The organism is uncultured Muriicola sp. (assembly GCF_947258935.1).
Lineage (GTDB): Bacteria > Bacteroidota > Bacteroidia > Flavobacteriales > Flavobacteriaceae > Muriicola.
The window spans coordinates 45,037-70,643 of record NZ_CAMYKH010000017.1 but is presented as its reverse complement, the minus strand read 5'-3'; the positions used below and the strand labels follow the sequence as shown (position 1 = coordinate 70,643).

Genomic DNA, 25,607 nt, shown 5'->3' with positions numbered 1-25,607 from the left:
TTTCGATTTTTTACCTTTGATAAGTTGATTAAATGCGAACGTATTGAAATTAATTGAGATACCAAGAGTTACCACGCTTACCAAAGATCAGTTCTTAAAGGATTACTTACGGCCACAAAGACCGGTGGTCATAGAAAAGTATACCGAGGACTGGCCTGCGTATTCCAAGTGGAATTTTGATTACATCAAGGAAATTGCAGGGGAGAAAAAGGTTCCTCTTTATGACGACAGACCGGTGGACCATAAAGAAGGTTTTAACGAGCCACATTCCACCATGAAGATGAAAGATTATATAGATCTTTTGTTAAGAGAGCCTACAAATTACCGAATCTTTCTTTGGAATTTGATGAAAGAAGTTCCGGAACTTCAAAAAGACTTTTACTTTCCTGAATTTGGAATACCCATAATGAAGAACCTTCCAATGCTATTTTTTGGTGGTAAGGAATCACACACCTTTATGCATTATGATATTGACCTGGCGAATATTTTTCATTTCCATTTCGCAGGTAAAAAGGAATGTATTCTTTTCCCTCAAACCGAAAATAAATTCCTTTATAAGATACCGCATTCACTTATTACGCATGAGTCGATCGACTTTTCTAAACCAGATTATAAGGAATGGCCTGCACTGAAATTTGCAACTGGTTATAAAACTCAGTTAAATCACGGAGAAGTATTGTATATGCCCGAGGGTTATTGGCATTATATGAAATATATTACTCCCGGATTTTCTATGAGTCTTAGATCTGTAGCCAGAAATCCTCTTCATTTGAGCAAGGCAATATACAATGTGCTTTTCATGCGCTACTTTGACAACGGTATGCGGCGCTTACGTGGGCAGCAATGGATAGAATGGAAGAATGAACGGGCCATAGAACGCACAAAAAAAGTCATTAAATCAATGGCTTAGATGAAGATTCCGTCAATTAGGAATAAGTGTAAAAACTTGTTCATAGACCAAAGAACTTTCCCAACCACGGTACAAAAGATAGTCGGTCAGTTTTCTTTTTTGCACTTCTTTTTCTTTCCCTTTTAGTTGGTCCAGTTTCTTTTTCGCAAGGGTTTCAAGGGAACTTAGATAGGTGGAATCATCTAGTTCTCGAAGAGCAATTTTGATATTGATAGGTGAGATATTCCTTTTTTTTAGTTCCTGGGTTATTCGGATACGCCCCCAATGCTTATGATTAAATTTTCCCCGGGCATAATTACGGGCAAAGCGCTCTTCGTTGAGGTAGTCTTGTTGAATAAGATTGCCAATGATATGGTCTATTGCGGCTGGGATCATATTCATTTGCCTTAGTTTCATCAACACTTCCTGGTGGCACCTGTCTTGATAGGCACAGTAATATTCCAGTTTTCTAGAAGCTTCAGAAAGGGTATATGTAGGTCTTTTGAGCATTGATCAAAGGTACTAAAACAAAAAAAGCGACTTCTTTCGAAGCCGCTTTTTTTAAGTAATGTCCTTTCCGTCTTTGTCTTTAAAACGGTATTCAAGATATGTAAAAGCATCTCTTGGCTGGATCTTTATCCATTTCTTATGTTCCAAAAACCATTTGGAACGTATAGATGGAAATCCTTTTGTTAAGTAAGCAGCAATAAATGGATGCGTATTTAAAAATATCCCTTTATCCTTGGCTGTACTCTTCAAAATATGTTCAAGATCATCATTGATCTTTTCGATCAGCACAATGGGAGCTTCTACCTCCTGATTGCTACCACTGGGGTTTTCTTCCGTGGTTTTGATATTAACTTCCGGCCTTACACGTTGTCTGGTAATTTGAACCAAACCAAACTTGCTAGGGGGTAATATCTTATGCTTGGCTCTGTCGTCTTTCATCTCATTTCTAAGATGATCGAACAACTTTTTCCTATGATCAGATTTTACCATATCGATAAAGTCGATTACAATAATTCCTCCCATATCACGCAGTCGTAATTGCCTTGCAATTTCTTCTGCTGCCAGCATATTTACCTCAAGGGCCGTATCTTCCTGGGTATTGGCTTTATTAGATCGGTTGCCGCTATTTACATCAATAACATGCAACGCTTCTGTGTGTTCAATAACCAAATAGGCTCCTTTACTCATGGACGCCGTGCGCCCAAATGAGGTTTTGATTTGTCTTTCGATCCCAAATTTTTCAAAAATAGGAACGGTTGAACTGTACAACTTTACAATGGATTCTTTATCTGGTGCAATTTCATGCACATAATCCTTCAGTTGGGTATAAAGCGTTTCATCATCCACATGGATACCTGTGAAGGTATCATTGAAAACATCTCTTAAGATGGAAGAGGCTCTATTGACCTCTACCAATACTTTGGACGGAGTGGGTGCTTTATACAATTTCTTACACATTGCTGTCCATTTGTTCAGCAAGTTTTGAAGATCCTTATCCAGCTCTGCTACTTTTTTGCCTTCTGCAACTGTTCTAATAATAACTCCAAATCCTTTTGGCTTAATACTTTTAACAAGTCTCTTAAGCCGATTCTTTTCTTCGTTGCTTTCTATTTTTTGAGAAACAGAAACACGGTCGGAGAAAGGGACCATTACCAAATACCTACCCGCTATTGAAAGTTCTGAACTTATCCGGGGTCCTTTGGTGGAAATGGGTTCTTTTACTATTTGAACCAGAAGTGATTGATTTGCTTTTACCACATTATTTATGGTTCCATGCTTATCAATATCTTTTTCTAATGGAAATTTTTTTAGGGAATAATCTCTTAGTTTCCCTGTACTCACACTTTTAACAAACTTCAACATGGACGACAATTGAGGTCCGAGATCATGATAATGCAAAAATGCATCTTTCTCATAACCTACATTAACAAAGGCTGCATTTAGCCCTGTTACCGGTTTTCGAATCTTAGCGATAAGAATATCCCCAACATTGAAATTATGGTCGTTTTCATCTTTGTGAAGTTCAATGAGTTTTCCATCTTTTAATAAGGCAAAATCGACGGCAACGGAATTGGATCTTACGATTAATTCTCTATTCACCTGAATCAATTTATATTCCGCCTATGGCGGAATGGATTAAACATTAGTTGTTACAGGTTGTATTAACCCGTCGAAATCCTTTTTAGAATTTCTATGTCAATGAACGTATTAAAACGAAAAAGTAGTTACTGAAACTACTTCTTCTTGTGGCGGTTGGCTCTTCTGCGTTTTTTTCGCTTGTGTGTGGCCACCTTATGTCTCTTTCTTTTTTTACCACTCGGCATAAAACTCTGCTTTTATTTCGGTTATTATTTTACTTCTACGTTACTTTTAACTCCTTCAACAAAAACCTTCGCTGGTTTAAATGCCGGAATGTTGTGAGCAGGTATTTTGATCGTTGTATTTTTCGAAATATTCCTTCCTGTTTTTTCTGCTCGTGTTTTAATGATAAAGCTACCAAAACCTCTTAGGTAAACATTATCACCATTCTCAAGCGATGTTTTAACCTCCTCCATAAATGTTTCTACAGTGGCTTGTACATCACCTTTTTCTATTCCCAATTTTTCTGAGATCTTAGATACGATATCTGCTTTCGTCATGCTTGTATATACTTAATCTGTTATTTTTTCAGGCCTGCAAATATATAAATATTATTCATTCTTTTATCTTAAAGGACTAATTTTAAGTCTTTAATATCTTACTTTTGATCACATTCTTAGTATGAATACTTTTTCCAAAACAATCCTCCACTGGTATTCTAAATATAAAAGACCACTTCCCTGGCGAAATACAAGGGATCCGTACAAGGTTTGGCTGTCCGAGATCATCCTTCAACAAACAAGGGTAGCTCAGGGCCTTCCATACTACCAGAAATTTATTGAACACTATCCAACAGTGGACCAATTGGCCGCAGCTGAAGAATCGGATGTGTTAAAATTATGGCAAGGGCTGGGATACTACTCCCGTGCACGGAACCTGCATTTCACGGCCAAGACTATCACAACAGATAATAATGGTCAGTTTCCTGACTCATATGAAGAGCTGATACAATTAAAGGGCATTGGTGATTACACCGCCAGCGCAATTGCGTCTATTTGTTTTGGGGAGGCAAGACCTGTGGTAGATGGCAATGTTTATAGGGTATTAGCAAGGTATTTTGGCGTAGATCTCCCAATTAACAGCACTAAGGGAATAAGGTATTTTAAGAACTTAGCCATAGAAGTGATGGAGGCATCTTCCATAAGTGAGTACAATCAGGCGATCATGGAATTTGGCGCCCTGCAATGCACCCCGCAACAACCAGATTGTGAACATTGTCCGCTCAATTCGGGATGTATGGCCCTTCAGCAAACAAGAGTTGCCACCTTACCCGTAAAGCTCAAAAAGAATAAAGTTAAGATCAGATATTTTAATTACCTCATTTTTATTGACCAGCTTGGGAATACGAAGCTCAACAAACGAATTGGGAAGGGAATTTGGCAACATTTGTACGAATTTCCTCTGATAGAAACAGATACATTGATGGAGGAAACCGAAATGTATGGCAGGGTATCCTCCAGAGAAGAAAAGATAAAGGATATTGTATTGTGGAAAGAAGATCCTGTTGTCCATAAATTATCGCATCAGCATCTTATTACCAGGTTTTGGATCGTGGAATTAAAGGGGGAAATAAAAGGTGGAATTACTCTTGAGAGTCTTCCTAAATATCCTGTACCAGTATTGCTTGCAGAATTCCTAGATACATTTAAAAATTCGTACTTTTGGTCCAAATCAATATCATGAGTGGAACATTGAATAAAGTGATGCTTATAGGGCATCTGGGAGATGAAGTAAAACTTCATTATTTTGAAGGAGGAAATTGTATTGGAAGATTCCCAATAGCTACTAATGAAACCTATACAAATAAGCAAACCGGTGAAAAGGTGACTTCCACTGAGTGGCACAATATAGTAGTGCGTAACAAGGCTGCCGAGATCTGTGAAAAATACCTGAACAAAGGAGATAAGATCTATGTGGAAGGACGATTAAAGACAAGACAATGGCAGGGAGATGATGGCGTTACAAAATATACCACCGAAATACATGTGCAAGACTTTACCTTCCTTTCTACCAAACAGGAAAGTTCGGCAAATGAGCCACAACCTTCAGCCAAGAAGGCCTCAGCTGCCCCAAAAGGTCCCAAATCTGATAAAGCTGAACCACAAAGTTCTATGGCAACTTCCGAGCAGGATGACGATTTGCCTTTTTGATCTTATTAACTAACTGAATTGCACGTGGATCCGGATCCCATTCAATTATTATTAGGTTTTGCAGGTAACGAAACTCTTATAGTAATTAAGATCATTGTACTGATTGCTTTGTTGGCCTGCTCAGCGCTTGTCTCCGGGGCAGAGATCGCATTTTTCAGCCTTTCAATCACGGAACTTAAGGAGATACAGGATCGAAATACCTCCAAAGGTAGTATCGTCGTGAAATTACTGGAAAGGCCTAAGAAATTATTGGCCACCATTCTTATTGCCAATAACGCCATTAACATTGGGATCGTTCTTCTTTTTAGTGATATTGGCGACACCCTATTTGCTTCAATAACTTACCATATAATGGGTGTTCTTTCTATTCGCTTTTTATTAGAGGTAGTGGTTGCAACATTCCTTATTTTAATGTTCGGTGAAATACTACCCAAGATCTATGCAAATAGGAACAAGCTTATTTTCTCACATTTTATGGCGTATCCGCTTAAAGTTTTGGATTTCTTGTTAACCCCGCTTAGTGCTCCAATGCGCGCCACAACGATTTATATTTATGAGAAGTTTGGAAAACAAAAGACAAATCTTAGTGTAGATCATCTATCTCAGGCACTAGAACTCACTTCTGATGGTGATACCACTAAAGAGGAACAGAAGATCCTGGAAGGCATCGTTTCTTTTGGCAATACAGATACCAAACAAGTAATGCGGCCACGTATCGATATTTTTGCCTTGCAGGAAGTCATGAAGTTTCCCGAAGTGCTCGAAGAGATCAAAAAACATGGGTATTCTCGTATTCCAGTCTTTTCAGACCATATAGACAAGGTAGTGGGGGTACTTTATGTTAAGGACCTTCTTCCGTACATCGACAGAAAGAATTTTAATTGGATCACCCTTATACGCGAGCCTTATTTTGTACCAGAGAATAAGAAATTAGACGATTTGCTCCTGGAATTTCAGGAGAAGAAGAACCACCTTGCCGTTGTTGTGGATGAATATGGAGGTACTTCAGGGATAGTAACCCTCGAGGACATAATAGAAGAAATAGTAGGAGATATTAGTGACGAATTCGATGATGAAGGCCTGATCTATTCAAAACTAGATGACCACAATTTCGTCTTTGATGGAAAAACAACCTTAAAAGACTTTTACAAAGTGGCCAAAATTGAAAATGAATCCGCTTTTGAAGCACAAAAAGGGGAGTCCGAGACAATAGCAGGATTTGTACTGGAAATTGCAGGAAACTTTCCCAAAAAGGGTGAGAAGATCATTTTTGAGAACTTCCAGTTCGTGGTGGAGAGCCTTGATAGAAAACGGTTAAAACAGATAAAAATTACCTTGCCACATGAGGTGTAATTTCATATTTGTAGGAATATTATTTCTCTTATTCCTAAATGGGTGTAAAGAAGAGGTGCTGCCCAAACCCAAGGCCCAATTGCGTTTGGAATATCCCAAGGGCGAGATAAAAGTGGTGCAAACTGAAAACTATAATTTTCAATACAATAATCTGGCAACTGTAAAGGACCTTAAAAGATCTTCTCTTACCTTGGATTACCCTTCTTTAAAAGGCGCCATTTATCTTACATACAAGCCGGTAGAGAATAATTTGAACGACTTATTGTCTGATGCTCAAAGGTTATCTTATGAGCATGTGGCAAAGGCCGATAATATTCTGGAGCAAAAATTTATAAATGAAGATGCTCGAGTATTTGGAATGTTCTATGAAGTAAAAGGAAATGCGGCCTCTCAGGCTCAATTCTACGCCACAGATAGCACAGAACACTTTTTAACCGGCTCGCTGTATTTCTATGCAAAGCCAAATTATGATTCTATATACCCTGCGGCTGCCTATCTTCAAAATGACGTTCGAAGGATCCTGGAAAGCCTGGAGTGGCAGTAACGGTATAAAAATGCAACATTTCAGCAATGGACGGGACACAACTTTTAGCTTGTCATGATAAAATCAGGCCTTATATTCATAGGACCCCTGTCCTAACATCAAGGCTTATTAATGATTTTGTAGGTGCTGAGGTCTTTTTTAAATGTGAGAATTTTCAACGTATGGGAGCTTATAAAATGCGCGGGGCTACCCATGCCATTTTAAAACTCAGCCCCGAACAAAAGGCCCTGGGTGTAGTTACACATTCTTCCGGCAATTTTGCTCAGGCACTCTCCTTGGCGGCCCAGATCTTGGGAGTTAAGGCCCATATAGTTATGCCCACAACTGCTCCTGAAGTAAAAAAGAATGGGGTGAAAGAATATGGAGGGATCATCTATGAATGCGAGCCAACTCTTGAAGCAAGAAATGCCATGGCAGGGGAAATACAAAAAAAAACGGGCGCTACTTTTTTACACCCCTCTAATGATATTAATGTGATCCTGGGACAAGGAACGGCGGCCCTGGAACTATTGGAGGATTACCCAAACTTAAACACCATATTTGTTCCCGTAGGAGGCGGAGGATTAATCGCCGGTACGGCCATAGCGGCAACCGCTATGGGAAAGAATTGCCAGGTGATAGGCACAGAGCCTTTTGAAGTAGACGATGCCTATAGATCTTTAAAAAGCGGTAAAATAGAATCGAACCCAACTACCAACACCATCGCAGATGGCTTAAAAACTCAATTAGGAAGTAATACGCTGCCGGTAATTTTAAAACACGTCAAAACAATAGTTCGGGTTGAAGAGGAAGAGATAATAGCTGCCATGCGTCTTATTTGGGAACGGATGAAGATCATCGTGGAGCCTTCCAGTGCGGTGGCTCTGGCCGGACTATACAAAGACCGGGATAAGTATAAAGGTCAAAAGATAGGCATCATCATTTCAGGTGGTAATGTAGATCTGGGGAACCTCCCATTTTAATTCTCTGCTAACACCCTTTCGGCATTGGCAATACTTGTATTGATCTTTTCGCGAAGTTCGTTTACCTTTATTTCTTCCTCCTTTAACCAACCTTGTTTCTCAGCATTGAGTTCCTTTCCATTCATGATCTCTTCATAATCGAATCTTTTTCCAAAGTCCTGCATCCATATCATCATAGATTTATGAGCCCCCTGAAGATCTCGAATAGCCTTCAAATATTCTTTACCTACTTCAGTAGAATCTACTTTTGGTTTTAGATCAGCGATAAGATTGCTGATAGTACCCATTTTAGGCATCACCTCATCATGTACCGCCATTACCTCTTCCATTTGTGAAGGGAGCTCTTCTTTCTTAGGTTCGGTTTTACAAGAAACCAGGATTAAAAATAGGGACAAGAACACTGTGGTAGTTTTAAACGTCATTACAAGAATTTTTGTTAAGACAAAATTACAAAAGAGAGCTGTAAGTAATTCGGCAAAAAGCGTCATTTTTGCGAAAATTAAATCTAATATGGGTGATGTAAACCGTAAATGGCTGTACCTGATCGTTCTTTCAATTATTTGGGGAACATCCTACATATTGATCAAAAAAGGCCTGGAAGGTTTTACTCCTATACAATTAGGTTCAGTAAGAATTGTAATTACCTCCTTTTTTCTTTTTCTGGTAGGTTACCGATCTATCAGGAATATTTCAAAAAAGGAATGGTTCTGGGTAGGTCTTTCCGGATTGTTTGGAAGTTTTATCCCGGTATTTCTCTTTTCATATGCAGAAACAGAAATAGATAGCGGTATTGCTTCCATTTTGAATTCCCTGGTACCGCTTTTTACCATTATAATCGGATTTATGGCCTTTAAGATCGCCTTTAGCAGAAATCAGGTAGTAGGAGTATTAGTAGGCTTGTTAGGTGCCATTCTCCTTATTTATGTTGGTTCAGATATCAATCCCAATCAAAATTACTGGTATGCCGGTTTGGTTGTTCTGGCAACCATCCTCTATGCCTGTAATGCCAATATCATCAAAAGTAAGTTGCAGGAAGTATCTCCCATGGGTATTGCAGTTGGGAATTTTGTCTTTATGTTACCTCCGGCATTGATTTTACTTTTTTATTCAGGAGCCTTAAGCGCACCAGTGAGGGAAGGGACATACTTTATGAGTTCGCTTGGCTATGTGCTAATCTTAAGTATTCTAGGTACCTGCGTGGCTAAGGTTATGTTCAATAAATTAATACAGATCTCTTCCCCCGTTTTTTCAGTATCGGTTACCTATTTGATCCCAATTGTAGGTATTTTTTGGGGCCTTCTGGATGGAGAACTTTTTAGTGTTTGGCAGGTAGGCGCTGCAGGGATCATTTTAGGTGGAGTATATCTGGTCAATAAAAGAAAAAGCGTATCTCAACACTGAGATACGCTTTTTAACAAGTGTTTTGAATTATATTTTATTCGAAATCGGCATCAGTAACCTCAACATTGATCACCGCTTCCATCAATTTGAATTCTACCATCTGAGGCCCTAATTGACTCATTCTAACAGATGGAAATTTTATTCCATCTACTTCAGTATAGTCTTTTAGGAAAGCTTCCTGATTCTGTGTTTGTCCGTTCATAGAAGTTACCGAGGCTTCCTTAACTTTAAGTCCGGTCTCTACGTCATAAAAATAAGTAGTCTGTACAACAGTTCCGGGAACTTCAATTTTAATGGCCTCTTTGCCCTCTACCATTTCTGTGCCTGCCACTTTTGCTGCGGGATTGGCGGCAATGCGTTGTTCCGCAAAAATACCCAGAGATTGCAACATATCTTTTTGCATGTCTGGAGGAAGCGGTACATTGTTGGCTCCTTGCTTCATAAATAGCTCGTCTCCTTTTGCTACTACGCCGCCTACGGCAGACCCGTTCATATAGCTTATCTGTGCAAATTTGTCCTGAGTTCTTTTCTCCTCGATCTTTATTGTGGCACCCATGGCAGACCCTTCAAATACCAATTTCAACGATGTAACCTGAGCCACTTTGTCTTTCCCCCCGATAGCTTCAAAATATTTATCAATGATAGATTGTACAGTTACCCCTTCTGGAATAGCGGCCTCATAATTTGGTTTTTCAACGTCCTTGGCATATTTGTCAAAATAGAAAACAGGAATAGTCTTTCCATTAAAAGTTACTTTTTCTAAGTTTTCAAGGATTTCACTTCCCTTACCAGTGACAACTATCCTCGCATTATTTATTCCCACATATTTTTGTGCAGCTGCTTGAGCTTGTTCTGGAGTAACTGCGTTTATTTTTTCCAAATATGAAACGTAAAAATCCTCTGGAAGATTTTCTGTCATTATGTTTAAAGCAAATCTAGCAATGGTTTGAGGGCTCTCAAGGGCCATTACAAATTCCCCAACATATTCGGCTTTGGCAATTGCCATTTCCTGCGAATCAATTTTTTCTTCCCGAATTCGCTTTAATTGATCAATAAACACCACAATAGCACTATCTGTCACTGCGTTTCTCACACTCGCAGCGGCCCTAAATCTTGAAGCATATTTGTCTGCACCAATTCGAGACCCGGCTCCATATGTATATCCCTTATCTTCTCTTAAACTCCCATTGAGATAGCTTCTAAAACTACCGCCAAGTACCTTATTCGCCAACAATGCTGGAAAATAGTCGGGATCGGTCATTTTAAGATCAACTAAATTTTGAACTGCAATCTCTGACTGTACGGCATTAGGCATATCTACAAAGTTGATCTGAGTGTACTGTACATTATTCGGCTTGGAAATCGAGATATCTGGCGGACTAGCTTTTTTCCATGTTCCAAAGAGATCTGTTACTTGATTTTCTATCTTATTAAAATCTACATCTCCAACAATTGCGAGATAGGCATTCTTGGGAACAAAATAATTCCTATAATGAGTAGCTACATCGCTTAGGGAAACATTTTTGACGGTTTCTTCAGAAATATACTCCCCGTAAGGATGATTTATCCCGTAAGCCAAGGCATTTTCAACCCTTCTTGCAGCACTTGGAACATTCTTTTCATCAGCTTTTAGATTATCTAATAAGATGTCTTGTTCTTTCTTAAACTCTTCCTGGGTAAAATTAGGATTGATGGCAGCATCTGCGAGAAGCTCCATAATACGTTCTGAGTTTTTGGATAAGCCTGCGGCAGAAGCCCCATTGGCACTAAAATTGATCCTTGCGCCCATATAGTCAACTTCCTCATTAAAGGCATCTTTTTCAATAGACTTCGAACCTTTTCCGAGAAGGCTACCCATTAATTGGCTAACTCCTGCTTTTTCCCCTTCAAGGACAGGTGGATTATCCAGGGTGAGGGTGTAAGATACTCTTGGAAGTTTATGATTCTCAACAACGATTACTTTTAAGCCATTTGGCAATTCAAAGGACTGTGGTACACCAAGATTTATTTCAGGTGCAGCACCCGGCAATGGTTGCTTGCTTCTGTCTATCTGGGCATTTAGAGAAAATACGGCCAGAATGCATATACTAAATATTATATTTTTCATATTATTGATTTTCTTTTTCATTCTTTGGTAAATATTCAATTAAAATGCGTTGATTGGCATTCAAATATTTTTTAGCGACATCTCTAATTTCTTCCCGTGTTATTGATCTGTATAGATCAATTTCAGTATTGATCAGATTGGTGTCACCGTAAAGTAGATAATAATTTGCCAAGGAACCGGCAATGCCTTCAATCCTTGCATTACTATTTACAAATTGATTTTCAAATTGATTTAATAGTTTCTGATGATCGTATTCAGAGATTAATTCATTTTGGAGTTTGGCTATTTCTTCGTCGAATTCTATCACCAAAGCCTCAAGGCTCGTATCCCCTTGTGGAAGGGAAAATAAAGCATATATACCGTAATCTTCCTGACTTAAATTTACCGCCTGCACTACAAGCGCCATTTTTTTGTCATCGACCATTTTTTTAAATAGCTTAGAACTTTTCCCTCCACTTAGGTAAGTAGAGACCATATCTAGAACTCTTGCCTCTCTTGTTTTAAAGGAAGGAGTTCTATAGGCTGCTATAATTGCAGGAATTTGAATATTGGGATCATAGGATGTTGACTTTAATTCTGATGTAATGGGGTCCTCCTCAGGAAAATTTCGAATGATCTTTTCTCCTTTTGGAATTGGACCAAAATAGTCTTGGATCATTTTCTTGGTTTTCTCAATATCAAGGTCTCCTGCCACAATTAAGACGGCATTATTAGGCACATAAAATTTCTTATTAAAGGCCCTGAATTCTTCAAGTGTAGCCGCATCAAGATGCTCCATAGAGCCAATGGTAGTCCATCTATAAGGATGTTTTGTAAAGAGGTTTTTCTTCACTTCAGCCAAAAGATTTCCATAAGGCTGATTATCTACTCTCAGTCTTTTTTCTTCTTTTACTACTTCATTCTGCGTATCAACACCTATTTGTTCTATGACAGGATGTAGTAGTCTTTCAGATTCTAGCCAAAGTCCGGTTTCAATTGCATTAGACGGAAATACTTCGTAGTAATAGGTACGGTCATCATTGGTAGTGGCATTATTCTTTCCACCCACTGATGAAACAATTTTATCCCATTCTCCGCGATCCACGTTTTCGGTTCCTTCAAATAGTAAATGTTCGAAAAAATGCGCAAAGCCGGTTCGCTCAGGATCTTCATCCTTTGCACCAACGTGATAGGAAATCGAGGTTACCACAATAGGCGCAGTATTATCCTGATGCAGGATTACATGTAGCCCGTTATCTAAGTCGTATTCCTCATAAACAACCTCTTGGGCGTTGGCCGCAAGGGTCATAAAGAGAAAGGCAAAGGCAAGGCCTGTAAATCTTCTTTTTCTCATGTTTTTTTTTAATTTATTAATATGAAGTGTGTATAGAAAATTGGTACATTGTACTTCCCTAGTTGGGGCTTACAATTTTCCCACGTAAATATAAAGATTCCTATAGCTTTAACAAGAATTAACAGCAATATTAACGATAATTTCATATTTTGAGAGCATCACATTAACCAGATATACCGATGAACAGAGTAACCCTCCCAATTCGTTTTGGCATTGCCGCAAGTGGCAGTCTTATAGCATATTTTTTAATTCTTTCCCTTGTAGATCTACATACAAACGTCTTTTACAGTCTGTTTAATGGAGTCATCACGGGCTTTGCGATCTATGAGGCTATTAAATACTTTAGAATACAGGAAAAAGAGAAATTCACCTATGGCACAGGCTTTAAAGCCGGACTTGTTACCGGATTTGTAGCCACCCTTATTTTTACTATTTTCTTTGCCATCTATGCAACGGAGATAGATCCTGAGTTTTTAGAACATTTGTCCTCTCAATGGTTCAGCAGCTTTGAGAGTTTTGAAGCGATCGTATTCTTTACGGTAGCCATCATGGGCTTCGCTACTACCATAGTACTAACACTCAGTTTTATGCAATTATTTAAGTCGAGCAAAAACACTACTTCTTAATAAGGGATTTTGTTTTTAAATCGCTTGTGAATTCCCAATTTAGCAGTATATTTGCACCCTCCTAAAAGTTCCTTAGCATACATTAAGATGCTATTGCGCAATTAGGTTTAATCATTAATAGAAACGCTATGTATGCAATTGTAGAAATAGCAGGGCAGCAATTTAAGGTTGCGAAAGACCAAAAAGTGTTCGTTCACCGTTTAAAAGAAGAAGAAGGAAAGAAAGTTTCTTTTCACAATGTTCTTCTTTTAGAAGATGGTAAGAATATCACTATTGGCGCCCCGGCTATAGACGGCGCTGCTGTAGAGGCAAAGATCGTTAAGCACCTTAAAGGTGACAAAGTAATCGTCTTTAAAAAGAAAAGACGAAAAGGGTACCAAAAGAAAAATGGACATCGTCAGTATCTAACGGAGATCCATATTGAAGGTATTGTTGCTAAAGGTGCCAAAAAGGAAGCCCCAAAAAAAGAAGCTGTAAAGGTCGCTCCTAAAAAAGAAGCACCTAAAGCTAAAGCAGCGGCTCCCAAGGTAAAAGCTGAGGCTCCTAAAAAAGCAGCAGTTAAGAAAGCAGCTCCTAAGAAGGCAGCAGCTCCGAAAAAAGCAAAGAAAACTGTAGATCTAAGTAAAAATACCGTGGCAGAGCTAAAAGAAATGGCAAAAGCTAAGGGTATTGAAGGTATCTCTTCAATGAAGAAAGCAGATCTTATAGCAGCATTAAGTAAATAAGAAAAGAGCATTGCTCACAAAAATTTAGAATTATGGCACATAAAAAAGGTGTAGGTAGTTCCAAGAACGGTAGAGAATCAGAATCGAAACGATTAGGAGTTAAGATCTTTGGTGGTCAGGCCGCCGCTGCCGGAAATATTATCGTAAGACAAAGAGGCACTAAACATAACCCGGGTGAGAATGTGTATGCTGGTAAAGATCATACCTTACATGCACGAATAGACGGTCTCGTTAAGTTCGAGAAAAAAGCCGGAGGTAAATCCTTTGTTTCTATTGAGCCTTTTCAGGCATAAGAACACTTACCATAAAACAAATAAAAAAAGCTCTTGAATTCTCAAGAGCTTTTTTTGTAATCTAATATTTACTTTCTAATACCTGTAATAATCTGGTTTAAAAGGACCTTTCTTTGGAACCCCAATATAGTTGGCCTGATCTTCATCTAACTCAGTGAGTTCAGCACCTAAACGCGACAAATGTAGATGAGCAACTTTTTCATCCAGATGTTTAGGTAACATATATACATCGTTCTCATATTTCTTACTGTGTTTCCAAAGCTCAATTTGCGCAAGCGTCTGATTGGTAAAAGAATTACTCATCACAAAACTAGGATGACCTGTTGCACAACCGAGGTTTACTAGTCGGCCCTCGGCTAAAACAACGATATCCTTTCCATCTACAGTATATTTATCTACCTGAGGCTTGATCTCATCTTTGGTATTTCCATAGGTGCTATTTAACCATGCCATATCTATTTCATTGTCGAAATGTCCAATATTGCACACAATGACCTTATCTCTCATTGCACGGAAATGCTTTTCTCTGATAATGTCTTTATTGCCGGTGGCAGTAATAACGATATCGGCATTGGCGATAACTGTTTCCAATTTCTTTACTTCATATCCATCCATACAAGCCTGTAGGGCACATATAGGATCTATTTCCGTTATGGTGACTATTGCACCTGCTCCTCTAAAAGAGGCGGCAGTTCCTTTACCGACATCTCCGTAGCCCGCAACAACAACTTTTTTTCCGGCAAGCATAGTATCTGTAGCTCTTCTGATAGCATCTACCGCACTTTCCTTACACCCGTATTTATTATCAAATTTCGACTTGGTAACCGAATCGTTCACATTGATTGCCGGCATAGTAAGTGTTCCATTCTTAACGCGCTCATACAATCTGTGCACTCCTGTAGTTGTTTCCTCAGACAATCCTTTAATGCCCGCAGCCAATTCCGGATATTGATCTAGTACCATATTGGTCAGATCGCCTCCGTCATCGAGGATCAGATTAAGTGGTGCTCGTTCTTCACCAAAAAACAAGGTTTGTTCAATACACCAGTTAAATTCCTCTTCATTCATCCCTTTCCATGCATAAACAGGTATTCCCGCAGCGGCAATAGCAGCTGCGGCATGGTCTTGAGTAGAAAAAACATTACAAGAACTCCAGGTTACATCGGCACCAAGTGCCACCAATGTCTCAATCAAAACAGCCGTCTGAATGGTCATATGAAGGCATCCTGCGATGCGGGCTCCTTTAAGGGGCTGTTCTTTTTTGTACTCTTCTCTTAACGACATTAAACCCGGCATTTCAGCTTCGGCAAGTTCTATCTCCTTTCTTCCCCAGGCGGCAAGTGACAAGTCTTTCACTTTATAAGGTACATAGGGCATGGTTTTAGTGCTCATCTCTTTTTTTATTTTTACTTTCGTTAGCGTGCGGAAAACCGCTTTTTTTTCAGCCACAAAGATAGTAATAACTTAAAAATTCCCATGCCTCTTTACAAAACAATAACAGTTAGTACCGCAACCAGAGTTCATATTTGGGAGATCACTGAAAGCGAAAAAGACCTGGCAACGGGAATTTTTTTAACACCCCCTTGCCAGCAGCGTATAGATGGAATGAAATCTGAATTACACCGAAGGGGATTTCTGAGTATAAGACATTTATTGGCCTTAGAAGGATATCAGGATAGTGACCTGTTTTATGACAGCCTTGGTAAGCCACACTTGAAAGATGGGACCTATATTTCAATTACACATTCATTCACTTTTACAGGGATCATAGTGAGCACAGAGCTGCCCGTTGGGATCGATATTGAAAAACAACGCGAAAAGATCCTGAAAATAGCCCACAAGTTTACTCCAATAGCAGAGTATGGCTCTTTATCTGATCCTTTAAACCTGATTAGGAAACTTACAGTTGTATGGGGTGCCAAAGAATCGCTTTATAAGATCAGCTCTATTCTTGGTCTGAGCTTTCTGAATAATATCAACATTGAAGATTTTACAATGGAAGCGGGTGAAACCTCTGGTGTCATTACCTTAAATGGTGCTGTATCATATTTTAAGATCTATTTTCTGGAACTAGAAGGGTTTACCTGCGCATATGCATTAGAACCGGGTAATAGTCAAATCAGATCATAGTGAGTATGAGCCCCATCTTTGAATTTTTCCTCGACCCATATAAGAACAGGGAGTTCTCTCTAATAGTATTGGAAGCTATTGCATTTTTCTTTGGAATTGCCAGTGTGGTATATGCAAAAAAGGAGAATATTTTGGTCTATCCAACGGGCTTGGTTGCCACGGTGATCACCGTTTATCTTTTTTACATAGACGGCTTATTTGGGGATATGATGATGAATTTTTACTATTCCATCATGAGCATTTATGGGTGGTGGAATTGGGCCAGAGTGAAACAAAATAGGAAAGTAGTGCGGATCTCAAGGACCAATGTTAGGGAAAAACAAGTTGGAGTTGTTTTTTTCCTTCTTACCATGATGGTCACTTATGGGGTTTATAGACTATACGGCACCGAATTGAACTATACCAATTATGTAGATATTTTAACCTCTGGTATATTCTTTACCGCTATGTGGTATATGGCCAATAAAAAGTTAGAGAACTGGACACTCTGGATCCTGGCAGACATTATTACAGTGCCCTTATATGCCTATAGGGGGTGGGGCATGCTTTCCCTGCAATATCTTATCTTTACCGTTTTAGCAATACAAGGCTATCTTGCATGGAAGAAAGATTTAGACAGCACCCTTCAGACATCATCAAGGTAGTTCTGTATGGGCCCGAATCAACGGGAAAAACTACACTTTCAAAACAACTGGCAGCTCATTACAACACCCTCTGGGTACCAGAATATGCCAGGGAGTATTTGCAGGATAAATGGAACAAAGAGCAAAAGACATGTGAACCAGATGATCTGTTACCTATTGCAGAAGGACAAATGCGTTTGGAGAATGAATACACTACCAAAGTAGATTCCCTATTGATCTGTGATACTGATCTTTTGGAAACAAAAGTATACTCTGAGGCCTATTATCTGGGATATTCGGATCCAATATTGGAGAAATACGCCTTGCAAAATAGCTATGACCTTTACTTGCTAACCTATATAGATACGCCTTGGGTAAAAGATGATCTTAGAGATAAACCGGATGAGCGCGACAATATGTTTCTGTATTTTAAGAATACACTGGAAAAGCATCAACGGAATTTTATTACCTTAAAAGGCGACAATAAAGCGAGGCTCGCAACGGCCATACATACGATAGATAAATTATTAAAACATGATTGAGTTCTCCGAAAAGGATGTGAAACAACTTACCGGAAAAGGCATTACCAAGAAGAAGGTGGAAGATCAAATAAGGACCTTTATGGAAGGGATCCCCTTTGTTCATCTCCAAGCTCCTGCCGTGGTCAAAAATGGGATCCTAAAATTGTCGCCCAAACAGGAAAGCGCCTTTGTAGAACGGTTTAATAATTCAATCAAAGAACTTTCACTATTAAAATTCGTCCCCGCTTCCGGAGCCGCTTCAAGGATGTTCAAATCACTTTTTGAATTTCTGGATTCTTATGACCCCAAAGAACACACTGTAGCTGAATACGCGGCCAGTGCTGGAAATGGCGAAATACTCCACTTTTTTAAAAGTGTAACTAGCTTCCCATTCTATACTACGGTCTTAAAGAGAATTCAACAAAAGGATCTTTCTCTAGACAAGCACAAATACCTGTTTGTAAAGGAATTATTGAGTGAAGAAGGGTTAAACTATGGGTTTTATCCTAAAGGTTTACTGCCCTTTCACAAATACAGGGATCATGTAGCAACACCCTTTCAAGAACATTTATTTGAAGCTGCCCAATATGCCAGTGTTCAAGGAAAAGCTAATTTGCACTTTACTATTTCCGATCAGCACCAGACACTTTTTGACAAAGAGTGGGAAAACATAGGTTCAGAGTCTACTAAGGCCACTAATACGTATTTTAAGGTGGGCTATTCTTACCAAAAATCATCCACGGATACGATCGCCGTTACTCTGGAAAATGAGCCATTTAGAAATGAAGATGGCAGTTTGTTGTTCAGACCCGGAGGCCATGGAGCGCTTATCGAAAACCTGGATGAACAAGATGCGGATATCATCTTTATTAAGAACATAGATAACGTTGTAACACAGGCCAAAAGTCTCGAAAATGCTGCCTCTAAAAAGGTGCTTGCAGGGGTATTGTTGGAGGTTCAGGAAAAGGTATTCCGGTATACAAAAATGATTGATGATAATTCCTTGGACGGGGAACGTCTAGAAGCTATAAAGACATTTCTGGAAGAGGATCTCAATGTTCGTTTTTCTGATAATTATAATGGTTTCACCCTGGGGCAACAGATCGAGATTTTAAAAGACAAACTACAAAGACCACTTCGCGTATGTGGCATGGTTAAGAATGAAGGGGAACCGGGGGGAGGCCCTTATTGGGTAAAAGACAGGAATGGAAATGTGAGTTTACAGATCGTAGAATCTGCCCAGGTAGATCTTAACAATGATCACCAGAACAAAATATTCAAGGAAGCTACTCATTTTAATCCCGTGGATATTGTTTGTGGGGTAAAGGACCATAAGCGACAGAAATATCACCTATTGAATTACATAGATGAAAAACAAGGGTTCATCACACAAAAAACCAAAGAAGGAAAGGATCTGAAGGCCTTGGAACTACCAGGCCTGTGGAACGGAGCCATGGCTTACTGGAACACTATTTTTGTAGAAGTTCCTTCTGCTACCTTTAACCCTGTAAAGACCGTCAATGACCTGCTAAAACCTGCGCACCAGGCATAAGTAAGATAGTTGCACCAGGCGGTTTTAAATATTTATAGATATTCCGTTTCTAGCATGTATCTTTGCATCATCTCAAAGGGGTGCCTTTTTGGTGTTTGATCTTTGATCAGATTCTAGGTAGGCTGAGAGTACACCCAATGAACCTGGGCGGGTTATGCCGCCAAGGGACTTGTACTTTTCCAGAACAATTGGTTTAGTGCAAATTTGAGAAAGATTCAAACCCAGTTTCGTTTCTTTCCAAATGGGTTACCATCAATTTTTGAAACCTGAATAATTATCCCTTTTATTCACAACCAATATTGAATGAAACGAGGATTATTATTTTTATTACTGGCAGGTTGCATAACAATTTTTCGTGGTCAGGAACAGCCCAAAGATTCGGTTCAGGGCACGAAGATCATACTTGATGAGGTTCTAGTCTCATCTATAAGGGTTACCAAGGAATCTCCGGTGACATTTTCCAATCTTACCAAGAAAGAATTAAGTTCCAGGAATCTGGGACAGGATATACCTATTCTCCTAAATTTCCTCCCATCTGTAGTGACCACTTCCGATGCCGGTGCCGGGGTAGGTTATACCGGAATTCGGGTAAGGGGAAGTGATGCCACCAGGGTGAACGTCACCATCAACGGAATTCCGTACAATGATTCAGAATCGCATGGCACTTTTTGGGTAAATCTTCCAGATTTTGCTTCTTCCACGGAAGATCTGCAATTACAAAGAGGAGTTGGCACCTCTACCAATGGAGCCGGTGCCTTTGGAGCTAGTTTGAATTTGTTGACGGATGCCGTCGCTAAAAAGGCGTATGCCGAATTTGGCTCTTCCTATGGGAGTTTCAACACCATGCGAAACAATATCAAATTCTCCACAGGACTCCTAAATGATGCCATTGAGGTATCTGGCAGATTGTCCAGGATCATATCAGATGGATACATAGACAGGGCTTCTGCTGCGCTCGACTCCTATTTTTTACAAGCGGCATTTAGAGATAAGAATACCCTGATCAAGGCATTGCTATTTGGCGGACATGAAGTTACCTACCAGGCTTATTTCGGGATAGATGCGGCCACATTGGCAACCAACAGGAGATTTAATCCGGCTGGTTTATATACAGATGAGAATGGGGAGATCCAATTCTATGAGAATGAAGTGGACAACTACAAGCAAGATCATGCCCAACTTCATTGGAACCAAAGATTGGGAAGCGGCTGGAATTCTAGTCTGGCCCTGCACTATACCAGAGGGAGGGGTTATTTTGAACAATACAGGCAAAATGATGATTTTGACACCTACGGCTTTGAGCCTGTTACGGTTAATGGCGAGGAGATCACATCTACAGACCTGGTGCGCAGAAGATGGTTAGTCAATGACTTTTATGGAACTGTTTTTTCATTAGACCGTTCCTTTGAAAAGGTAAAATTCATCTTAGGTGGCGGTTACAACCTGTATGAGGGTGATCATTTTGGTGAGGTAAGGGAACTTTCAAATGGAATGAAGGATGGAGTCTTTACGGCGATTTGCAATATAGAACGGTGAATTATCGGGCCAATGGTAATGAAACGGGACTGGTAGATGACAGCTTTGATTTTTTCAATCCGAAGGCCGGATTAATCTATGATCTGAACAGTAATCATAACTTTTACTTTTCGTGGGCTGTAGGAAATCGTGAACCAAACAGGAATGATTATGAAAATGGAAATCCAAAACCAGAACGGCTAAATGACCTCGAATTAGGATGGCGATATATTACTCCCGATGTACAGATCAACACCAATATTTTCTACATGCGGTATAAAGATCAATTAGTACTCACCGGAGAATTGAATGATGTGGGAGCTCCTTTGCGAGCTAACGTAGGGGATAGCTACCGTCTTGGATTGGAAGTAGATGCAGCAATAAAATTGGGAAGCGATCTTGTATGGCAACCAAATTTGGCGATCAGTGCCAACAAGAATATTGATTTTGTTTTTCAGCGAGATGGAATTTTGGAGGAATTAGGGAATACCAATATTGCGTATTCTCCTGGCTTCGTTATAGGCAATAGGATAGCCTATGAACCCAGTGAAACTTTTTCACTAGCCTTGCTAACCAAATATGTTGGAGAACAGTATATGGGCAATATTGACGCTACATCTTCAGTATTGGATGCATACTCACAGACCGATTTTAATATCTCATATACACTACAACCCAAAAGCGTGATTAAGAGCATCGTCATCTCCGGTTTGGTGAATAATGTTTTTGATGCTAAGTATGTGTCTAATGGGTATTTTTTCACCTTTGATGATGATTTTAGCAGCCCAGGTCTGTACTCCAGCATATTGAAATAACGTTCTCCATCATCGGGAGGTGATAATTGTTGCCCGGTAAACAAGCTGTATTCATATCCTTCGCAGCCACAAACGGCCGTTTGGCCATTTAATTCAGTTGTTGAACAAGCGCTTGGTGAATGATTAGGACAACTGGCTTCAAATACACGGTATGCAAACCCGGTATTCATAACAAATACTCCACGGATCCCTACTCCTTGAGAACCAATATAAACGGCACTGCCAGGATTGGTAAGTGGACTGTAGAGCGGCAAATTGAGGTTGATCTCAAAACGGAAACCAATTTCTTGCAGATAAGGATTACGCTGCCCCTGATCATTACTACAAGCTTGTAATAACAGCAATAAAAGTAGAAAGTAGGAATGTCTCATAAGGGATTCATGGATGTGTTGCTGCTGCAAAATTGATCAAAAATTCTGTATATTTGCGTTAAATCCTCTCTAAAATACATGCTAAATGCATGGTAGCTGTAGGGGATTTTCTATTTATTAAATGAGGATGTTATGAGCAATATATCGTATTACACCCCTGAAGGATTAAAAAAATTAAAAGAAGAGCTAAATCATTTAAGGGATATAGAGCGCCCATTATCTTCGCAGGCCATTGCTGATGCGCGAGATAAAGGGGACCTTTCCGAAAATGCAGAATACGATGCCGCTAAGGAAGCCCAGGGCCATCTGGAATTGAAGATCGCCAAATTGGAGGAAACATTGGCCAATGCCCGACTCATTGATGAATCTCAGCTAGACACCTCTAAAGTTCTGGTCCTTTCTACCGTTAAACTTAAGAACAAGCAAAATGGGATGGAAATGAAATATACCCTTGTTGCCGAGAGTGAAGCTGACCTCAAGACCGGTAAAATATCTGTCACTTCACCTATAGGGAAAGGACTTTTAGGTAAGAAAGTAGGAGATACCGCTGAAATAAGCGTCCCTAATGGTACCTTAAAGTTTGAAATATTGGAAATTACACGAAACTAAGCAGTTATATTCTTTATATTTAATCCTATCATAAGCTGATAGGATTTTTTATTATAAGATAGTAAGCCCATGTCCAGTATTTTTACAAAAATCATCAATGGGGAGATTCCCAGTTACAAGATTGCTGAAAATGATCAATTTTTTGCTTTTCTAGATATTAATCCAAATGCCAAGGGACATACGCTATGCGTTCCGAAAAAAGAAGTAAATAAGATCATGGATCTGGATGAAGAGACCTATATGGGTCTAATGCGTTTTGCAAGAAAAATTGGAAGGGCATTGGAGTCAGCTGTGCCTTGTAAACGAGTAGGTATGACAGTTATTGGTCTAGAGGTACCTCATGTTCATGTGCATCTTATTCCCCTGCAAAGTATGGCCAATGCTACTTTTCAACATAAGGAATCCTTCACCGAAACAGAATTTAAGGCAATAGCAGAAAGTATCAGAGCCAAGCTGTAAGATACCCTGCATAATAGAGATAGGAGAGAGCTCCTATCAAAACAAGTAAAAAGACCAAAAGTCCATAGGTCAATCTCGAAAATCGCAAAGATCTTGGTTCCGGACTGATCATCTTCTGGAAATAATCAAAACTGCGTTCAATATCTTTTGTCCATTGTACCGGATAGATCAATGATCCACACTTATTACAACGAATTTCCTGGCTTACTTCATTTGTGGTCTTATGGTAGAACCTACTGATGAGGTGTTTCTGAAAAAACGTAAGTTTCAATTCCTGATTAAAGCATTCAGGACAGTTATTATTAAGAATTGATTCTTTAATGACGATCTGTTGTTCCCTGGCCATACTTATGGGTTTATTAGTAATGAAATTTGCATTATAGTCCCTTCTTTACTAGAATTGAGGACCTTGATCTTACCTTGATGGTATTCTTCTACAATTCGTTTCACCAAAGATAAACCCAATCCCCACCCTCTCTTTTTGGAAGTGACTCCGGGTTCAAAAATCGTATTAAAACGGCTTTTTGGGATCCCTTGTCCGGTATCTGAGATAAGGATGTTAACATACTTACCATCGGGCATAATTTCTATAGATATTGATCCTTTCCCTTTCATGGCATCAATACCATTCTTAACCAGGTTTTCAATGGTCCAGTTATATAAGGCACTGTTTAGCATAATTGGCAGGGCATCTATATGCGTGTTAAAAGAATATTGAATAAGGCGAGAACTTCGTAATTGCAAATAGTCAAAGGCCTTCCTCGTTTCTTCCACAATGTCCTTTCTTTCTAACTTAGGAAGCGAACCTATATTGGAGAAACGCTCAGTAATGGTTTGTAATCTATCAATATCCTTTTCAATTTCTGTAGTGATTGCATTATTGATATCCTCATTTTTTAAAAGCTCATTCCAACCCAGTAGTGATGTTAGAGGAGTGCTGATCTGATGTGCGGTTTCCTTTGCCATACCTGCCCATAATTTGTTCTGCTCTGAGGCTTTGTTGGTCTTAAAGAAAAAGAAGATTACGGTCCCAAATAAAAGAATAATGAGTAGCAGGGCTATGGGATAATATTTAAGCTTATTAAGCACTTCAGAATTACCGTAATATAAAGTAGCAAGGGACTCTCCTTCATAGTCAATAGAAATAGGCGTATTCTCACTCCTGAATTTTATAATTTTCTTTTGAATTAGGGCTGAATCTGATTCAATTTTATCGGCCATGTTATTGGTCTTCACAGAACCGTCCTTATTCACAAGGATCATAGGGGTAGAGGTGTTGTTCTGAAATATCTTAACATGCAGGTTACCAAGATCGCGGTCTTCAGAGGACTGAAGTAATTCTGACTGAGCGGTGGCCCAGATCTCCATTTTATACCGTTCTTCCTCCTTGAATTTTTTAAAAAAGCTGTTGGTATTCCAGAGAATGAGACTTACGATAACAAAAGATGCTATCAGCAAGAATATATTGGAGATTTTGTTTTTGGGATTAAAGTTCATCCTTTGGAAAACGTGTTTTAAAGATAACTTAAAATGAGTTCATTTGTTGCATTTGACGCCTTGGTCTGTATAATAAATTGGATACAATTTATGTACCTTTGTCATCTATGTCGAATATGATTGCCGTACATCCCGCAGAACTCTCTACCTCCCAATTACATGGGTATCTGTTAGGAGCCGTAGGCCCACGCCCTATTGCTTTTGCGAGTACCGTAGACAGTAACGGACGACCTAATTTATCTCCATTTAGCTTTTTCAATGTATTTAGTGCGAATCCTCCGGTCTTGATTTTTTCGCCTGCCAGAAGGGTACGTGATAATACGACCAAACATACTCTTGAAAACATATTGGCCACCAAAGAAGTTGTGATCAATGTCGTCAATTATGATATGGTACAACAAATGTCCCTGGCAAGCACTGAATATGGCGAAGGAGAGAACGAATTTATAAAAGCTGGCCTTTCCATGGTGCCTTCAGATATTGTACGTCCTTTTCGTGTAGGTGAATCACCCGTGCAATTTGAATGTAAGGTAACCAAAGTAGAACCCCTTGGGGAAGAGGGAGGTGCCGGAAACTTGGTTTTTTCAGAAGTGGTAAAGCTCCATATTAAAAAAAGCATCCTCGATCCTCAAGGAGGCATTGACCAGTCTAAAATAGATCAGGTTGCCCGAATGGGAGGCAATTGGTACAGCCGAGCTAATGTTGGTATGTTTGAAGTGCCTAAGCCTGTTAGAACGCGAGGCATAGGTGTGGATAGTTTGCCGGAACCAATCAGAACAAGTACGGTACTGTCCGGGAATGACCTGGGGATGTTGGGAAATGTGGAAGCTTTACCGGGGAAAGAGGAAATACATGCTTTTTTGGATCAACATCCGGAGTTAAAGAGTATGGCAGGAAAGAAAGATCTGCACAAGAAAGCAAAGGAATTTTTAATGAATAATGATGTGTCTTCTGCCTGGAAGGTGCTCATGATAAAACAATAAA

General features: G+C 39.4%; 28 protein-coding genes and 1 riboswitch. Of the genes, 19 read left to right on the top strand and 9 right to left on the bottom strand.

Annotated elements, in window-relative coordinates; translation table 11 throughout:
- The first annotated feature begins 43 nt into the window (after window positions 1–43).
- Window positions 44–910: a cupin-like domain-containing protein gene (locus Q0X72_RS04905; RefSeq protein WP_297762530.1), complete on the top strand. Its 867-nt coding sequence runs from the start codon at window positions 44–46 to the stop codon at window positions 908–910.
- Between the two features lie 12 nt (window positions 911–922).
- Here Q0X72_RS04905 and Q0X72_RS04900 read toward each other — a convergent pair whose 3' ends face one another.
- The 3 genes from Q0X72_RS04900 to Q0X72_RS04890 all read right to left on the bottom strand — a co-directional run bounded on the left by Q0X72_RS04900 (window position 923) and on the right by Q0X72_RS04890 (window position 3,537).
- Complete coding sequence (locus Q0X72_RS04900; RefSeq protein ID WP_297762529.1) at window positions 923–1,399, bottom strand: regulatory protein RecX; 477 nt, start codon at window positions 1,397–1,399, stop codon at window positions 923–925.
- 51 nt (window positions 1,400–1,450) lie between these two features.
- Window positions 1,451–2,998 (bottom strand): ribonuclease E/G, encoded by a 1,548-nt coding sequence (locus Q0X72_RS04895; protein ID WP_297762528.1) that lies wholly within the window; start codon window positions 2,996–2,998, stop codon window positions 1,451–1,453.
- A gap of 248 nt (window positions 2,999–3,246) precedes the next feature.
- Window positions 3,247–3,537, bottom strand: a complete 291-nt coding sequence (locus tag Q0X72_RS04890) for an HU family DNA-binding protein (RefSeq protein WP_297762527.1) — start codon at window positions 3,535–3,537, stop codon at window positions 3,247–3,249.
- A 121-nt stretch (window positions 3,538–3,658) separates the two neighbouring features.
- Between Q0X72_RS04890 and mutY the strand changes: the two genes are divergently transcribed.
- The 5 genes from mutY to Q0X72_RS04865 are packed head-to-tail and all read left to right on the top strand — an operon-like array spanning window position 3,659 to window position 8,046.
- Entirely contained in the window at window positions 3,659–4,720 is a 1,062-nt protein-coding gene (gene mutY / locus Q0X72_RS04885) for an A/G-specific adenine glycosylase (protein WP_297762526.1), read from the top strand.
- The gene (locus Q0X72_RS04880) at window positions 4,717–5,187 is read left to right on the top strand and encodes a single-stranded DNA-binding protein (protein WP_297762525.1); all 471 of its coding nucleotides are present in this window, start codon (window positions 4,717–4,719) and stop codon (window positions 5,185–5,187) included. Before mutY ends, Q0X72_RS04880 begins: the two co-directional genes overlap by 4 nt.
- A gap of 24 nt (window positions 5,188–5,211) precedes the next feature.
- Window positions 5,212–6,540: a gliding motility-associated protein GldE gene (locus tag Q0X72_RS04875; RefSeq protein WP_297762524.1), complete on the top strand. Its 1,329-nt coding sequence runs from the start codon at window positions 5,212–5,214 to the stop codon at window positions 6,538–6,540.
- Window positions 6,530–7,084, top strand: a complete 555-nt coding sequence (gene gldD, locus Q0X72_RS04870) for a gliding motility lipoprotein GldD (RefSeq protein WP_297762523.1) — start codon at window positions 6,530–6,532, stop codon at window positions 7,082–7,084. The genes Q0X72_RS04875 and gldD overlap by 11 nt, the downstream gene beginning before the upstream one ends.
- Window positions 7,085–7,110: 26 nt before the next feature.
- Complete coding sequence (locus tag Q0X72_RS04865) at window positions 7,111–8,046, top strand: pyridoxal-phosphate dependent enzyme (protein ID WP_297762522.1); 936 nt, start codon at window positions 7,111–7,113, stop codon at window positions 8,044–8,046.
- Here the strand turns inward: Q0X72_RS04865 and Q0X72_RS04860 are convergent.
- Window positions 8,043–8,468, bottom strand: coding sequence for a hypothetical protein (locus tag Q0X72_RS04860; protein ID WP_297762521.1), 426 nt, complete (start codon window positions 8,466–8,468; stop codon window positions 8,043–8,045). The two genes, Q0X72_RS04865 and Q0X72_RS04860, sit on opposite strands and share 4 nt — an antisense overlap.
- Window positions 8,469–8,556: 88 nt before the next feature.
- Here Q0X72_RS04860 and Q0X72_RS04855 point away from each other — a divergent pair, with 88 nt between their 5' ends.
- Window positions 8,557–9,447, top strand: coding sequence for an EamA family transporter (locus Q0X72_RS04855; protein WP_297762520.1), 891 nt, complete (start codon window positions 8,557–8,559; stop codon window positions 9,445–9,447).
- Between the two features lie 34 nt (window positions 9,448–9,481).
- Here Q0X72_RS04855 and Q0X72_RS04850 read toward each other — a convergent pair whose 3' ends face one another.
- Entirely contained in the window at window positions 9,482–11,554 is a 2,073-nt protein-coding gene (locus Q0X72_RS04850) for a pitrilysin family protein (RefSeq protein ID WP_297762519.1), read from the bottom strand.
- A gap of 1 nt (window position 11,555) precedes the next feature.
- On the bottom strand, window positions 11,556–12,887 hold the full coding sequence (locus Q0X72_RS04845) for a pitrilysin family protein (protein ID WP_297762518.1): 1,332 nt from the start codon (window positions 12,885–12,887) through the stop codon (window positions 11,556–11,558).
- Between the two features lie 179 nt (window positions 12,888–13,066).
- Here Q0X72_RS04845 and Q0X72_RS04840 point away from each other — a divergent pair, with 179 nt between their 5' ends.
- From Q0X72_RS04840 to rpmA, 3 genes are all read left to right on the top strand, one after another.
- Window positions 13,067–13,513 (top strand): DUF4199 domain-containing protein, encoded by a 447-nt coding sequence (locus Q0X72_RS04840; RefSeq protein ID WP_297762517.1) that lies wholly within the window; start codon window positions 13,067–13,069, stop codon window positions 13,511–13,513.
- A gap of 128 nt (window positions 13,514–13,641) precedes the next feature.
- Entirely contained in the window at window positions 13,642–14,238 is a 597-nt protein-coding gene (gene rplU / locus Q0X72_RS04835; protein WP_297762516.1) for a 50S ribosomal protein L21, read from the top strand.
- A gap of 32 nt (window positions 14,239–14,270) precedes the next feature.
- Window positions 14,271–14,531 carry a 50S ribosomal protein L27 gene (gene rpmA, locus Q0X72_RS04830; protein WP_297762515.1) on the top strand — a complete coding sequence of 87 codons (261 nt, stop codon included), beginning with the start codon at window positions 14,271–14,273 and terminating at the stop codon, window positions 14,529–14,531.
- Between the two features lie 75 nt (window positions 14,532–14,606).
- Here the strand turns inward: rpmA and ahcY are convergent, their stop codons facing one another.
- Window positions 14,607–15,923: an adenosylhomocysteinase gene (gene ahcY / locus Q0X72_RS04825; RefSeq protein WP_297762514.1), complete on the bottom strand. Its 1,317-nt coding sequence runs from the start codon at window positions 15,921–15,923 to the stop codon at window positions 14,607–14,609.
- An 84-nt stretch (window positions 15,924–16,007) separates the two neighbouring features.
- Between ahcY and Q0X72_RS04820 the strand changes: the two genes are divergently transcribed.
- The 8 genes from Q0X72_RS04820 (at window position 16,008) to Q0X72_RS04790 (ending at window position 23,126) form a co-directional block, all read left to right on the top strand.
- Window positions 16,008–16,661 carry a 4'-phosphopantetheinyl transferase superfamily protein gene (locus tag Q0X72_RS04820; protein WP_297762513.1) on the top strand — a complete coding sequence of 218 codons (654 nt, stop codon included), beginning with the start codon at window positions 16,008–16,010 and terminating at the stop codon, window positions 16,659–16,661.
- 5 nt (window positions 16,662–16,666) lie between these two features.
- The gene (gene pnuC, locus Q0X72_RS04815) at window positions 16,667–17,305 is read left to right on the top strand and encodes a nicotinamide riboside transporter PnuC (RefSeq protein WP_297762512.1); all 639 of its coding nucleotides are present in this window, start codon (window positions 16,667–16,669) and stop codon (window positions 17,303–17,305) included.
- Window positions 17,260–17,826, top strand: a complete 567-nt coding sequence (locus Q0X72_RS04810; RefSeq protein WP_297762511.1) for an ATP-binding protein — start codon at window positions 17,260–17,262, stop codon at window positions 17,824–17,826. The genes pnuC and Q0X72_RS04810 overlap by 46 nt, the downstream gene beginning before the upstream one ends.
- Entirely contained in the window at window positions 17,819–19,357 is a 1,539-nt protein-coding gene (locus tag Q0X72_RS04805) for a DUF4301 family protein (protein ID WP_297762510.1), read from the top strand. The genes Q0X72_RS04810 and Q0X72_RS04805 overlap by 8 nt, the downstream gene beginning before the upstream one ends.
- Before the next feature lie 66 nt (window positions 19,358–19,423).
- Window positions 19,424–19,543, top strand: a riboswitch (TPP riboswitch).
- Between the two features lie 117 nt (window positions 19,544–19,660).
- Window positions 19,661–20,893 (top strand): TonB-dependent receptor plug domain-containing protein, encoded by a 1,233-nt coding sequence (locus Q0X72_RS13915; RefSeq protein WP_367180417.1) that lies wholly within the window; start codon window positions 19,661–19,663, stop codon window positions 20,891–20,893.
- Window positions 20,890–21,687 (top strand): TonB-dependent receptor, encoded by a 798-nt coding sequence (locus Q0X72_RS13910; RefSeq protein ID WP_367180416.1) that lies wholly within the window; start codon window positions 20,890–20,892, stop codon window positions 21,685–21,687. Before Q0X72_RS13915 ends, Q0X72_RS13910 begins: the two co-directional genes overlap by 4 nt.
- A 503-nt stretch (window positions 21,688–22,190) precedes the next feature.
- A complete protein-coding gene (gene greA / locus Q0X72_RS04795) occupies window positions 22,191–22,667 on the top strand; it encodes a transcription elongation factor GreA (RefSeq protein ID WP_297762509.1) in 477 nt (158 codons plus the stop codon).
- Window positions 22,668–22,736: 69 nt separating this feature from the next.
- A complete protein-coding gene (locus tag Q0X72_RS04790) occupies window positions 22,737–23,126 on the top strand; it encodes an HIT family protein (RefSeq protein WP_297762508.1) in 390 nt (129 codons plus the stop codon).
- Here Q0X72_RS04790 and Q0X72_RS04785 read toward each other — a convergent pair.
- Together Q0X72_RS04785 and Q0X72_RS04780 are read right to left on the bottom strand one after the other, a co-directional pair.
- Window positions 23,110–23,472, bottom strand: coding sequence for a hypothetical protein (locus Q0X72_RS04785; RefSeq protein WP_297762507.1), 363 nt, complete (start codon window positions 23,470–23,472; stop codon window positions 23,110–23,112). The genes Q0X72_RS04790 and Q0X72_RS04785 overlap by 17 nt on opposite strands.
- A 2-nt stretch (window positions 23,473–23,474) precedes the next feature.
- Window positions 23,475–24,623: a HAMP domain-containing sensor histidine kinase gene (locus Q0X72_RS04780; RefSeq protein WP_297762506.1), complete on the bottom strand. Its 1,149-nt coding sequence runs from the start codon at window positions 24,621–24,623 to the stop codon at window positions 23,475–23,477.
- A gap of 116 nt (window positions 24,624–24,739) precedes the next feature.
- On the opposite strand from Q0X72_RS04780, the gene Q0X72_RS04775 reads away from it, so the two are divergent.
- Window positions 24,740–25,606 (top strand): flavin reductase family protein, encoded by an 867-nt coding sequence (locus Q0X72_RS04775; RefSeq protein ID WP_297762543.1) that lies wholly within the window; start codon window positions 24,740–24,742, stop codon window positions 25,604–25,606.
- Window position 25,607: the final 1 nt, after the last annotated feature.